The sequence below is a fragment of the Streptomyces sp. NPDC004609 genome, from assembly GCF_042873655.1.
Taxonomy (GTDB): Bacteria; Actinomycetota; Actinomycetes; order Streptomycetales; family Streptomycetaceae; genus Streptomyces.
Map to the genome: position 1 here is coordinate 190,239 of NZ_JBIALS010000001.1, position 13,479 is coordinate 203,717.

Consider the following 13,479-nt stretch of genomic DNA (forward strand, 5'->3'; position numbering starts at 1 on the left):
CAGGTCGAGCGGGCGAACTGATCTCAGCTTGTTCAGACAAGTTCCACCCTCGTCTCCGGGAGAGACCGTGTCCATACCTTCCCGTCTCGGCATGACCGCCCTGCTCGGCGCCGTCGCGCTCACCACCCTCACGGCCTGTGGTGCCGCCCCCGAGGGCGAGACCGCGAGCGACGCCAAGCCGGCGGCGGAGTCCGCCACCTCCGCCGCCGACTTCGGCGGGATGGAAGGGCTCGTCGAGGCCGCCGAGAAGGAGGGGGAGCTGAACATCATCGCCGTCCCGACCGACTGGGCGAACTACGGCGAGGTCATCAAGGCGTTCGAGGCCAAGTACAAGATCAAGATCAACAACGAGAACCCGGACGCCTCCAGCGCCGACGAGATCGCCGCGGTCAAGGCACGCAAGGGGCAGAAGCGCGCCCCCGACACCCTCGACCTCGGTATCGCCTTCGCCCGCAGCGGCGCGGCCGAGGGGCTGTTCGCGCCCTACAAGGTCGAGGCGTTCGGCAAGATCCCCGCCGACCAGAAGGACCCCGAGGGCAACTGGTTCAACGACTACGGCGGTTATGTCTCCATCGGCTGCGACGCCAACAAGATCAAGAACTGCCCCGAGACCTTCGCCGATCTGCTGAAGCCCGAGTACAAGGGCAAGGTCGCGCTCAACGGCAACCCGACCAAGTCCGGTTCCGCGTTCGGCGGTGTGTACGCGGCGGCGCTCGCCAACGGCGGCTCGTTCGGCGACATCCACCCCGGCATCGACTACTTCGCCAAGCTCCGCAAGTCCGGCAACTTCATCCCCGTCGAGTCCACCCCGGCCACGGTCGAGAAGGGCGAGACGCCCATCTCCATCGACTGGGACTACCTCAACGCCGGCTACGCCGACCAGTTCCGCGGCAAGGGCGTCGACTGGAAGGTCTCCGTCCCCGCCGACGGCGTCTACGCCCAGTACTACTCGCAGGCCATCAACAAGGACGCGCCCCACCCGGCCGCAGCCCGCCTGTGGATGGAGTTCCTGTACAGCCCCGAGGGCCAGAACCTCTGGCTCAAGGGATACGCCCGGCCGGTGCTGCTGCCCGCCATGACCGAGGACGGCACGGTCGACAAGCAGTTCGTCACCAAGCTGCCCAAGGTCGCCGGCACCCCGACCTTCCCGTCCGACACCGAGATGGACAAGGCCAAGGAAGCCCTCGCGCAGAACTGGGACAAGGCCCTCTCCTGATGTCCGCAGCCACCCGGGCGGCCGGAGTACGCCGCGGGCCACGGTCACGGACCTGGCTCGCGGCCCTCCCGCTGCTCCTCTTCGCGGGCCTGTGCTTCGGCGTCCCGCTCGCCGCCCTCCTGCACGGCGCGGTGACCGACGCACACGGCCTGACCGGCGCGCATGTCCGGCGCTCGCTCCAGGGCCCCTACCTCGGGTCGCTCGCCGGCAGCATCCGGCTGTCCGCGCTCACCGCCCTCATCGGGTCCGTCGCCGGGCTGCTCATCGCCCAGGCCGTCGTCACCTCCCGGCGGGAGTGGCTGCGGAGCGCGACACTCACCGCGTCCGGTGTGCTCGCCAACTTCGGCGGTGTGCCGCTCGCCTTCGCCTTCATCGCGACCGCCGGCATCTCCGGTGTGGTCACCCGCCTCGCCGATCTGGAGAGCCTCGGCTGGAATCTGTACTCCTTCACCGGGCTCACCGTCGTCTATCTGTACTTCCTCACCCCCCTGATGGTGATCACGATCGTCCCGGCGCTGGACGGTCTGCGGCCCCAGTGGCGCGAGGCGGCCCAGAACACCGGCGCGAGCACCTGGCAGTTCTGGCGGATGGTGGGACTGCCCGTCCTCGCGCCCTCACTGCTCGGCGGCTTCGTCCTGCTCTTCGGCAGCGCGTTCGCCGCACACGCCACCGCCGCCGCCCTGGTCGGCGGCTCCGTCCCCCTGGTCACCCTGAAGATCGCGGACGCGCTCGCGGGCAATGTGATGGCCGGACAGGAGAACGTGGCGCTCGCCCTCGGCCTGGACATGATCGTGATCGCCGGCCTGGTCATGGCGGTCTATCTGCCCCTTCAGCGACGGAGTGCCCGATGGCTGCGCTGACCACCTCGCCCGTCTCCCTGCCCGCCGTACGGGCCCGTTCACGGGTACGGGTCTGGCGCGGGCTCGTGCTCACGCTCGCTGGGCTGTACTTCCTGGTGCCGCTCGTCGCGTCGTTCGTCTTCACCGTCCACACCCCCGGCCGGGGCGTCTCCTTCGAGGCGTACACCGGGATCCTCGGCGCCGAGGGCTTCACCGACAGCCTGCTGCTGTCGCTGGGCCTGGCCGCCGCCACCATCGCACTGGTCCTGCTGCTCGCCGTGCCCGCGCTCGTCGCGGTGCGCCTCGGTGCGCCGGGGCTGCGGTCCGTGGTCGAGGTCGTGTGCATGCTGCCGCTCGTCGTACCGCCGATCGCGCTGGTCACCGGTATCGGCACGGTGCTGCGATGGGGGCCGGAGCATCTGTCGCGGACCCCGCTCTACCAGACGTTCCTGGTGATCCAGGACGAGAGCTTCCCGCTGGTCCTCGTCTTCGCGTACACCGTGCTGGCGCTGCCGTTCGTGTACCGGTCCCTGGACGCCGGACTGCGGGCCGTCGATGTGCCCACGCTCGTCGAGGCCGCCCGCAACTGCGGCGCGAGCTGGCCGTACGTCATCGGCCGGGTCCTCCTGCCGAATCTGCGCACCGCGCTCGCCGGGGCCGCGTTCCTCACCCTGGCGCTGGTGCTCGGCGAGTTCACCATCGCCGCGCTCTCGGGCTACCAGCCCTTCGCGGTGTGGATCGTCAGCGTCTCCGGCTCGCAGGCCCGTATGTCGGTGGCCGTCTCCATCCTCAGCCTGCTGATCACCTGGGCGCTGCTGCTGCTCCTGTCCCGCGCGGGCAAAGCCCCCTCCGCCTCCAGCAAGGAGTCCTGATGTCCACGGCCATGGCCCCCGAGATCCATGAGGTGACGGCCGGACCGGCCGTCACCTCCGACGGCGGCGGCGCGCGGGTCGAGTTCCGCGGGCTGCGCCGCGCCTTCGGCGGCACCGTCGCCCTCGACGGACTCGACCTCACCGTCGAGCCGGGTGAACTGATCGCGCTGCTCGGGCCGTCGGGCTGCGGCAAGACCACCGCCCTGCGCGTGGTCGCCGGGTTCGAGCAGCCCGACGCCGGTGAGGTGCTGGTCGACGGCGAGGACATCACCCGGGTCCCGGCCAACCGCCGGGACGCGGGCATGGTGTTCCAGTCGTACAGCCTCTTCCCCAACCTCACCGCCCGCGACAACGTGGCCTTCGGCATGCGCGTACGCAAGGTGCCGGCGGCCCGGCGGGAGGCACGCGCGGCCGAACTCCTCGCCCTGGTCGGGCTGCCCGAGCACGGCGGGCGCTACCCCCATCAGATGTCCGGCGGCCAGCAGCAGCGTGTGGCGCTCGCCCGCGCGCTGGCGCTGGAGCCGCGGGTGCTGCTGCTGGACGAGCCGCTGTCCGCGCTGGACGCCAAGGTACGGCTCAGTCTGCGCGAGGAGATCCGCCGCCTCCAGCTCACCCTCGGCATCACCACGATCTTCGTGACGCACGATCAGGAGGAGGCCCTGTCGATGGCGGACCGGGTCGCCGTCCTGAACGCCGGACGGCTGGAGCAGTGCGCGGCCCCCGCCGAGCTGTACGAGCGCCCTGCGACGCCGTTCGTCGCCGAGTTCGTCGGCACCATGAACCGGCTGCCCGGCCGGATGACGGACGGCTCCCTGGTGGAGGTCGTGGGCGCGCGGCTGCCGGTCGACGGCGGGATCCCGGGCACCACGGGCGAGGTCGAGGTCCTCGTACGGCCCGAGAACGTCACCGTCACCCCGGACACCGGGGGCGATGCCACCGTGGTCTCCGCGTCCTTCTTCGGCTCGGTCACCCGGGTGCTGCTCGATCTGCCCGGCGGCACCACGGTCAAGGCGGACCTGGCCTCACGGGACGCCGGCGCGCTGGCCCCCGGGGTACGGGCGCGGGTCGGACTGGCGCAGCGCCCGGTGCTCGTGGTCCCGGCGGCGTCATGAGGCCCGTGGCGGGCTTCGGCGACCGGGACGGTGTCGTGAGGACCGTGGGTGGCTGCGGCGACCGGGACGGTGTCGTGAGGACCGTGGGTGGCTGCGGCGACCGGGACGGTGTCGTGAGGCCCGCGGGTGGCTGCGGCGACCGGGACGGCGTCGTGAGGCCCGCGGCCGTCCTCTTCGACATGGACGGCACCCTCGTCGACACCGAGGGGCTGTGGTGGGAGGTGACCGCCGAGGTCGCGGGCTCGCTGGGGCACCGGCTGACGGACGCCGACGCGCCCGAGGTCGTCGGCCGGGCCGTCGAGGACACGGCCGCTCATCTGAGCCGGGTCCAGAGCACCGGGACACCGGCCGCCGCGATCGCGGGAGCGCTGACCGGGGCCTTCCACCGCCGGATACGGGCCGGGGCGCCGCTGCGGCCCGGCGCACGGGCTCTGCTGACGTCCCTGGAGCGGCACGGCGTGCCCTTTGCCCTGGTCAGCGCCTCACCCCGGATCATCGTGGACGCGGTGGCGGGAGGGGCGCTGGCGGAGGTTCCGTTTGTGTTCACCCTGTCGGCGGACGACACCGTACGGACCAAACCGCACCCCGACCCCTACCGGGCGGCGGCCGAGCGGTTCGGGGCCGCTCCCGGGGAGTGCGTGGCCGTGGAGGACTCGCCGGACGGCACAGCATCGGCGCAGGCGGCAGGGTGTCCGGTGCTGGTGGTGCCGTCGTTGCTGCCGGTCCCCGAGGCCCCCGGCCGGCTCTTTGCGCCCAGCCTCGCGGAGGTGGACCTCGCGGTGCTGGGCCGGTGTCTCACGGCACGCGCCCAGCCGGGTCCCGGCGGTCCGGATGATGGAACGGCCCGCTCCTCCATCGCGTGATTCTCGCCACTTCTGATAGGGGTAGCGCTCAGATGAGCGATTTAGGGGCGGGTGCACTTTTCGGAGGAGTGGCACTGCGTGCCACCCTTTCCTTGTTCACCCGGTCGACCGAATCGCCACGCAGAGTCGCACTTGGGTGGTGATCGGCTGCCTTCAGTAGTGATGTGTTCAAGGTTTGAAAGATCTGGCTTGTGGTGTCTACCCGCCAGTTAACTTTCGATCCGGTGGCGGACGAGTGGTTACGGCCGTATGTCGGCCAAGTGGACGTACCCAGAAGCCTTTGATCTGGGTATGTTCCTCGCCGTCAGGGCAGCCACTGAGCCTCGAGGAGTCGAGAGCCGTGTCGGAAAACACAGATCACCAGGATCAGAAGTTCGTTTACGACTTCACCGAGGGCAACAGGGATCTCAAGGATCTGCTCGGCGGCAAGGGCGCCAACCTCGCCGAGATGACCAACCTCGGGCTGCCCGTCCCTCCGGGCTTCACGATCACCACCGAGGCGTGCAAGGTCTACCTGGACAGCGGCTCCGAGCCGCCCACCCTCCGGGCCGAGGTGAGTGCGCACCTCGAAGCCCTCGAAGCGACCAAGGGCAAGAAGCTCGGCCAGGCCGACGACCCGCTGCTCGTGTCCGTGCGCTCGGGCGCCAAGTTCTCCATGCCCGGCATGATGGACACCGTCCTCAACATCGGCCTGTCCGACGAGTCCGTCATCGGCCTCGCCCAGCAGTCCGGCGACGAGCGCTTCGCCTGGGACTCGTACCGCAGGCTCATCCAGATGTTCGGCAAGACGGTCCTCGGCGTCGACGGCGACCTCTTCGAGGAGGCGCTGGAGGAGGCGAAGACCGCGAAGCAGGTCACCGTCGACACCGACCTCGGCGCGGGCGATCTGAAGAAGCTGGTCAAGCAGTTCAAGAAGATCGTCAGGTCCGAGGCCGGACGGGACTTCCCGCAGGACGCGCGCGAACAGATGGACCTCGCCGTCAAGGCCGTCTTCGACTCGTGGAACGGCGACCGCGCCAAGCTCTACCGCCGCCAGGAGCGCATCCCGAACGACCTCGGCACGGCCGTCAACATCTGCTCCATGGTCTTCGGCAACCTCGGCCCCGACTCCGGCACGGGCGTCGCCTTCACCCGCGACCCGGCCAGCGGCCAGCAGGGCGTCTACGGTGACTACCTCCAGAACGCGCAGGGCGAGGACGTCGTCGCGGGCATCCGCAACACGGTGCCCCTCGCCGAGCTGGAGCGGATCGACAAGAAGTCGTACGACCGGCTGATGCAGATCATGGAGGCGCTGGAGAACCACTACCTCGACCTCTGCGACATCGAGTTCACCATCGAGCGCGGTGTGCTGTGGATGCTCCAGACCCGCGTCGGCAAGCGGACCGCGGGCGCCGCCTTCCGGATCGCCACCCAGCTCGTCGACCAGGGGCTGATCGACGAGGCCGAGGCGCTCCAGCGAGTCACCGGCGCCCAGCTCGCCCAGCTGATGTTCCCCCGCTTCGACGAGGACGCCAAGGTCGATCTGCTGGGCCGGGGCATCGCCGCGTCGCCCGGCGCCGCCGTCGGCAAGGCCGTCTTCGACTCGTACACCGCCGTCAAGTGGTCGCGCTCGGGGGAGAAGGTCATTCTCATCCGCCGGGAGACCAACCCCGACGACCTCGACGGAATGATCGCGGCCGAGGGCATCCTCACCTCACGCGGCGGCAAGACCTCGCACGCGGCCGTCGTCGCCCGGGGCATGGGCAAGACCTGTGTCTGCGGCGCCGAGGACCTCGAAGTCGACACCAAGCGGCGCCGGATGACCGTGAACGGCACCGTGGTCGAGGAGGGGGACGTCGTCTCCATCGACGGCTCCACCGGCAAGGTCTACCTCGGTGAGGTCCCCGTCGTGCCGTCCCCGGTCGTCGAGTACTTCGAGGGCCGGATGCACGCGGGCGCCGACGACGCCGACGAACTGGTCGCCGCCGTCCACCGGATCATGGCGTACGCGGACCGGGTGCGCAGGCTGCGCGTACGGGCCAACGCCGACAACGCCGAGGACGCGCTGCGCGCCCGGCGGTTCGGCGCCCAGGGCATCGGCCTGTGCCGCACCGAGCACATGTTCCTCGGCGAGCGCCGCGAGATGGTCGAGCGGCTGATCCTCGCCGACCACGACGACGAGCGCGCCGACGCCCTCGACAAGCTGCTGCCGCTTCAGAAGAAGGACTTCATCGAGCTGTTCGAGGCGATGGACGGCCTCCCGGTGACGGTCCGGCTGCTGGACCCGCCGCTGCACGAGTTCCTGCCCGACATCACCGAGCTGTCGGTGCGCGTCGCGCTCGCCGAGTCCCGCAAGGACCACAACGAGAACGATCTGCGGCTCCTCCAGGCCGTCCACCGGCTGCACGAGCAGAACCCGATGCTGGGGCTGCGCGGGGTCCGGCTCGGGCTGGTCATCCCGGGGCTGTTCGCCATGCAGGTCCGGGCGATCGCCGAGGCCGCCGCCGCCCGCCGGAACGCCAAGGGCGACCCGCGCGCGGAGATCATGATTCCGCTGGTGGGCACGGTCCAGGAGCTGGAGATCGTACGGGACGAGGCCGAGCGGGTCATCGCCGAGGTCGAGGCGGCCGCCGGCGTGGACCTGAAACTGGCGCTCGGCACGATGATCGAGCTGCCGCGCGCCGCGCTGACCGCCGGTCAGATCGCGGAGGCGGCCGAGTTCTTCAGCTTCGGCACCAACGACCTCACCCAGACCGTGTGGGGCTTCTCCCGCGACGACGTGGAGGCGTCCTTCTTCACCGCCTACCTGGAGAAGGGGATCTTCGGGGTCTCGCCGTTCGAGACCATCGACAAGGACGGGGTGGGCTCGCTCGTACGCAGCGCCGTGGAGGCCGGCCGCGCCACCCGGCCCGATCTCAAGCTCGGCGTCTGCGGTGAGCACGGCGGCGACCCGGAGTCCGTCCACTTCTTCCACGAGGTGGGTCTCGACTACGTCTCCTGCTCGCCGTTCCGGATCCCGGTGGCGCGGCTGGAGGCCGGGCGCGCGGCGGCGGGCTCGAAGGGCAGCGACTCGCGCTGAGGCCGTCCGGGAGGCCCTCCGGGGCCCTCCCGGACCCCGGAACCCCCGTAGGCCGTACCCAACCCTCGACGGCCGCGGTGGCTCCGGAGCACGGAAAGGACGGGGCGGGCGCCTTGTGCGGGGCGCCCGCCCCTGTGGTTTGTTCGCCCGGCTTCACGAAAGCCGCCGTTTCCCCGGATTTCTCTCCGGGGAACGGTAAACAGCGGGCGGGGCGCGGCCTGTGGATCCCCATCCACGGGCCGCGCCCCATTACCCCGGCCGGACAGGGAGCCGCACCCTCGGTCACCCGCCGCCGAACGTGCAAAGCCCCCCACGGTCTTCGCCACGTTCACCGGAGACAGAAGGAACCTGCCCGACGCGGTACAGCCTTTCGGTTCGCACCCGGCCCCGGCGAGACATTTCAACTCTGGCTGAAACTCCGTGGTAACCGGTTGTGATGATGTGCATACTCAGTGGTAGGGGCGATTGCGAGTGCAACAGTGGGGGTCCAGTGCTGCGTATCCATTTCACCGGTGACGATCTGGCAAGAGTGAGAATGGCCACAAAACCCGATGTGCTGTGGGAGACGATTCTCAGTTTTCACCGATTGAGAGAGCGACGACGTGCGGTGATGTTCGGGGAATGGCGTTCGGAAACACGGGCCAGGTTGAATGGTGAAACAAGCCTGCTGTCCGCTCTTGTGCCACCCCGGGGTTATTTCCCCGACTTTCTGACGCCACCTCAAAGTGGCGGCGGTCTTGAATCCGGCCTTGAGGCTATTCGGGCCACAGCGCCCGAACGGTTACATTCCGAACTGACTCTCGCTTCAGCAGGCCGTGCATCCGGGCGTGCAGTGGCCCGTGCAGCGGCGTCCGGCCGCGGGGGGCGGTCGGGCGGCCCGGCGGGGCTCGCCGGGCTCGCAGAGGGGCATCCGGAGGCGCTGGACCGACTCGTCTCGGTGATCCGCGGCTACCACCGCGCCGCCATCGTGCCGTACTGGCCGCACATCCAGGCCCGGGTCGAGGCGGACCGCGCGGTCCGAGGACGGGCCCTCCTCGACGGCGGAGCCGCCGAACTGCTGGGCTCCCTCCCGCCCGTACTGCGCTGGCGGGCACCCGTCCTGGAGGCGGACTATCCCGTCGACCGCGAACTGCACCTCGACGGGCGGGGGCTGCTGCTCCAGCCGTCGTTCTTCTGCCGCGGCACCCCGGTCGTCCTGCGGGACGCCTCACTGCCGCCGGTCCTCGTCTATCCCGCGGCCCACACTCCCGACCCGGCGTTCGGCGAGGCGGCCACCTCGCTCGGGCCCTCCCTCGGCAAGCTCGTCGGCCACACCCGGTCCGCCGTCCTCCAGGCCATCCGCTACGGCTGCACCACCAGTGAACTCGCCCGCAGGGCGGGTGTCTCACTCGCCTCCGCCAGCCAGCACGCGGCCGTCCTCAGAGAGGCCGGCCTGGTGCTGACCCTGCGCCACGGCAACGCCGTACTGCACACGCTGACGCCCCTCGGCGCGGCCCTCCTGCGGGGTGGCGCACCGGCGGAGGCGACGGGATAGCGGCCGAGGGGCGGCGCAGGACGGCGGGAGACAGCGGGCGGCGGCCAACGCGGACGACACGAGGACCACAGAGGACCACAGAGGACCACAGAGAACACAGGAGGACGCGGAAGGACGGGGGTCTCGGGTCCCTTCGGTCTTGGGTCCCTTCGGTCTCGGGCCCCTGGGCCCGACGCCTCTCGTTCAGTCCTTCGGCGACCGCGAAGGCGCCGGTCCGGTTCCGCCGTCCCGGTCCGACACCCGGAACCGCAGCCGGCAGATCACGGCCTCCGTGTCCCTGCGTACGGCATGTGCCAGCACCGACCCGCGCTGGTTCTGGAGCAGCCGCTGCCACAGCCGCTCGGGCTCCACCTCCGCGATCAGCACCGTGACCCGGGTCCCCGGGTGGTAGTGGTACACCTTCCGTACGTACTCCGACACCGGCCGCCCTATCGCCCGGTGCTCCGAGTGCAGCTCCACCAGCTCCACGCCCGGATTCCACCGCTCCCAGTCCCGGCGCAGCGCCCTCGTCTCCTCCCGGTCCTCCGGGTCGGGGTGACCGACCGTCACCGCCCTCACCTCGTCGCCGAGTGATATGGCCGCGTTGACGGCCTCACAGGTCAGCCGGGACAGATGCGACACCGGCACGATGACGAGCGACCGGTCGCGGTGCGGGGCGTCGGGGACGCTGCCCAGCCCTATGCGCTCCTCGATCACCCCGTACGCCCGGTGGACCCGCTCGAACAGCAGCACCAGCGCGGGCAGCGCGATCACGATCAGCCAAGCGCCCTCGGTGAACTTGGTGGCCGTGACGACGATCGCGCTGACACCCGTCAGCACCGCCCCGAGCCCGTTCAGCAGGGCCTTGCGCCGCTGCTGGGGAGCGGTTTCCCCACGCCAGTGGATCACCATCCCCGCCTGGCAGATGGTGAAGCCGACGAACACCCCGATCGCGAACAGCGGGACGAGGGTGTTGGTGTCACCGCCGGAGAACACCAGCAGCAGCGCGGCGACGGCGGCGAGCGCCAGCACACCGTGGCGGTGCACCTCACGGTCGGCCTTGAGCCGGAAGAGATGCGGCAGATAGTCGTCGCGCGCCAGCAGTGCCATCAGTACCGGCAGCCCGCCGAAGGAGGTGTTCGCGGCCAGCGCCAGAAGAACGACGGTGGCGAACTGGACGACGTAGAAGCCCCAGTTGTGCCCCAGCGAGGCATCCGCGAGCTGCGCGAGAACCGTCACGCCCTCCACGGGCTGGAGATGAAAACGGCCGATGAGGATCGACAGCCCGATCAGCATCACGCCCAGCAGACCGCCCAGCGCGACCTCCGTACGCTGTGCCCGCCTGGCCGAGGGGGCGCGGAAGGACGGTACGGCGTTGGCGACCGCCTCCACACCGGTCAGCGCCGAGCACCCGGACGCGAACGCCTTGAGCAGCAACAGCGTGCCCACGGCCGTGGCGTTGTCGCCGAGCGCGGACGCATGACCCGCCGCGGCTTCCGTGGACGCCGGCGCGCTGCGGAACAGACCGACGACGATCAGCGTGAGGATCGAGCCGATGAACACCGCGGTCGGGACGATGAACGCCTTCGCCGAATCGACGATCCCCCGCAGATTCACCCCCGTGACCAGCAGGAGAACGCCCATGCAGAGCAGCAGCCGGTCGTCGTAGAGAGAGGGGAAGGCGGAGGTGAGAGCCGCGACGCCCGCGGTCACCGAGACCGCGACGTTCAGGACGTAGTCCAGGACCAGCGAGGCCGCGGCCGTGAGCGCGGTCCGGTTGCCCAGATGCGCCTTGGCGACCGCGTACGCGCCGCCGCCGTTCGGGAACGCGGCGATGACCTGGCGGTAGGAGGCGACGAGCACCGCGAGCAGTACGGCGATGGCGAGCGTCACGGGCAGGGTGAACCCGAGCCCGACCGCGCCCGCCGTGGCCAGGACGAGAACGATGGCCTCGGGTCCGTATGCCACCGAGGCCATCGCGTCCAGGGAGAGAGCGGCCAGTCCCTGTAGCGCGGTGAGCCGGTGGCGGTCGCCGGAGGACACCCCAGGGATGCGCGGGGGCGGCGTGACCGCGTCCCCGGACGGTCCGGAGGACGTGGAGACAGTGGTCATCGTGCCGGTACCTCCCTGCTGGAGCCCACGGAGTGAGGGCAGCACCCAGAGTGAGGGCGGGGTTTTCGCGGCGTGTGCCGTCTTGTCACGTCCCTTGCGCCGGAGGGGCGCGTCTTCACACGACATTGACGCGGCGGGCGCGGAAGCCGTCGCCGGGTGAGCGTCGGCGCGTGCCCGCCGGTGTGGACGGCGACGGGCTCCGGATCACGGGCTCGCAGGCATGGTTGGCGTCCTGGGTCGGTGTACTTGGACGGGTGTCCCGGGTTGGTGTACTCGGGTCGGCGTCCCGGACCGGTGTCCTCGGGCGGTGTCCTGGGTCGGTGTCCCGGACCGGCCTGCTCGTATCGCCGGCCCGGGCCGTTGACGTGACGCCGGACTGGACGGGCCACCTGACAGCCGGCCGCTGGGGCCCGGGCCGGACGGCCGCACCGAACGTACGACGCGCGCCCGGAGCCATGGGCCCGGAGCCATCGGCCCGGAGCCATGGGCCGGACCGGCGGTTCGGACGGGCGGTTCGGAGCTTTGGGCCGGACCGGCGGGCGGGGCCGCCGCCTCCCGTAGGCCCGAACGGGCCCCCGAGAGGCGGGTCCGGTAATGTGTGGCATCCCCGTGCCGTCGTCGGGGACACGACACACCGAGGAGGTGAGACCCATTACCGCTGTGGCAGGTCGGGTGCTCTCCTCGCACGGCCCTTCGGCCGGTCCGGCTCACCGGCTCAGGTGACCCGGAGAGCGCCCTTCGGTATCCCGGAAGGCTCTCATGTCGGATTCCCCCTCTTCTCCTTCTTCCGCCTCTTTCTCCTCCGCTTCCGCCCGCCCTTCGTCTGCGGCGCCTTCCTCCGCTTCGGCTCCGCCCGCCGCGTCCTGCTCTCTGGTTCCGGCCGACCCCCGCGCGGAGATCGTCACGAGGCTCCGTGAAGCGGGCTGTGTCTTCGCCGAGGACGAGGCCGGGCTTCTGCTCTCCACCGCCCGCACCCCCGCCGAACTCGCCGCCATGGTGGACCGGCGGATCGCGGGACAGCCGCTGGAACACGTCCTCGGCTGGGCGGAGTTCTGCGGGCTCCGGGTGAGTGTCGACCCGGGTGTCTTCGTTCCCCGCCGCCGTACCGAGTTCCTCGTCCGACGGGCTGCGGCACTCGCCCCGTCCCACGCCGTCGTGGTCGATCTGTGCTGCGGCTCGGGCGCGCTCGGCGCGGCGCTGGCCGAGGGGGTGGACCGGGCCGAACTGCACGCCACCGACATCGATCCCGCCGCCGTGTGCTGTGCCCGCCGCAATGTGACGGCCGTCGGCGGGGTGGCGTACGAGGGCGATCTGTACGAATCGCTGCCCGCCGGACTCCGCGGTCGGGTCGATGTGCTGCTGGCCAATGTGCCGTATGTGCCGACCGGTGAAATCGGGCTGCTGCCCGCCGAGGCACGGGTCCACGAGGCCCTGGTCGCCCTCGATGGGGGAGCGGACGGCCTCGACGTCCTGCGCAGGGTCGCGGCCGGTGCGCGCGAGTGGCTGGCGCCGGGTGGCTCGCTTCTCTTCGAGACCAGCGAACGGCAGGCGGAGAAGGCCGTGGAGATCGTGGCCCGGAACGGTCTGGCACCACGGGTGGCGGTGTCGGAGGAGCTGTACGCCACGGTGGTCATCGGCACCCGCACGACACCCGGTACACCCGCGTGAGTTGACGGAGGTCCCGGGGGCGGCCGGGGCGGTGCCGTACCCGCGAATGCCGCGGAACGGACGCCTCGGCCGCCGGTATCACGGCGCACTGGAGCCAAAAAACAGACCGACTTGGATGTAAAAACCTGCACTCCCGGCTGCCTTGGGAAGACGGAGTCGGTGGCCGGGAGTTCGGTGTCTTCATGCGCTGTTATTGCAGGTCAGTGCTGTGGATTGGCGGCTGGTC

9 protein-coding genes are annotated in these 13,479 nt (G+C 70.6%); 8 read left to right on the forward strand and 1 reads right to left on the reverse strand.

What is annotated here, in order from left to right; all coding sequences use genetic code 11:
• The first annotated feature begins 91 nt into the window (after window positions 1–91).
• The 7 genes from ACFYT4_RS00765 (at window position 92) to ACFYT4_RS00795 (ending at window position 9,494) form a co-directional block, all read left to right on the forward strand.
• The gene (locus ACFYT4_RS00765) at window positions 92–1,216 is read left to right on the forward strand and encodes an ABC transporter substrate-binding protein (protein ID WP_389264236.1); all 1,125 of its coding nucleotides are present in this window, start codon (window positions 92–94) and stop codon (window positions 1,214–1,216) included.
• Complete coding sequence (locus tag ACFYT4_RS00770; RefSeq protein ID WP_389263866.1) at window positions 1,216–2,076, forward strand: ABC transporter permease; 861 nt, start codon at window positions 1,216–1,218, stop codon at window positions 2,074–2,076. The genes ACFYT4_RS00765 and ACFYT4_RS00770 overlap by 1 nt, the downstream gene beginning before the upstream one ends.
• On the forward strand, window positions 2,064–2,927 hold the full coding sequence (locus ACFYT4_RS00775) for an ABC transporter permease (RefSeq protein ID WP_389263868.1): 864 nt from the start codon (window positions 2,064–2,066) through the stop codon (window positions 2,925–2,927). Before ACFYT4_RS00770 ends, ACFYT4_RS00775 begins: the two co-directional genes overlap by 13 nt.
• An 11-nt stretch (window positions 2,928–2,938) precedes the next feature.
• On the forward strand, window positions 2,939–4,039 hold the full coding sequence (locus tag ACFYT4_RS00780; RefSeq protein ID WP_389264238.1) for an ABC transporter ATP-binding protein: 1,101 nt from the start codon (window positions 2,939–2,941) through the stop codon (window positions 4,037–4,039).
• Entirely contained in the window at window positions 4,036–4,902 is an 867-nt protein-coding gene (locus ACFYT4_RS00785) for an HAD family hydrolase (RefSeq protein WP_389263870.1), read from the forward strand. The genes ACFYT4_RS00780 and ACFYT4_RS00785 overlap by 4 nt, the downstream gene beginning before the upstream one ends.
• Window positions 4,903–5,242: 340 nt before the next feature.
• On the forward strand, window positions 5,243–7,960 hold the full coding sequence (gene ppdK, locus ACFYT4_RS00790) for a pyruvate, phosphate dikinase (RefSeq protein ID WP_389263872.1): 2,718 nt from the start codon (window positions 5,243–5,245) through the stop codon (window positions 7,958–7,960).
• Window positions 7,961–8,450: 490 nt separating this feature from the next.
• Window positions 8,451–9,494 (forward strand): ArsR/SmtB family transcription factor, encoded by a 1,044-nt coding sequence (locus ACFYT4_RS00795; protein WP_389263874.1) that lies wholly within the window; start codon window positions 8,451–8,453, stop codon window positions 9,492–9,494.
• 183 nt (window positions 9,495–9,677) lie between these two features.
• Here ACFYT4_RS00795 and ACFYT4_RS00800 read toward each other — a convergent pair whose 3' ends face one another.
• On the reverse strand, window positions 9,678–11,585 hold the full coding sequence (locus tag ACFYT4_RS00800) for an amino acid permease (RefSeq protein WP_389263875.1): 1,908 nt from the start codon (window positions 11,583–11,585) through the stop codon (window positions 9,678–9,680).
• Between the two features lie 759 nt (window positions 11,586–12,344).
• Between ACFYT4_RS00800 and ACFYT4_RS00805 the strand changes: the two genes are divergently transcribed.
• Window positions 12,345–13,253, forward strand: a complete 909-nt coding sequence (locus tag ACFYT4_RS00805; protein ID WP_389263877.1) for a putative protein N(5)-glutamine methyltransferase — start codon at window positions 12,345–12,347, stop codon at window positions 13,251–13,253.
• Window positions 13,254–13,479 lie beyond the last annotated feature (226 nt).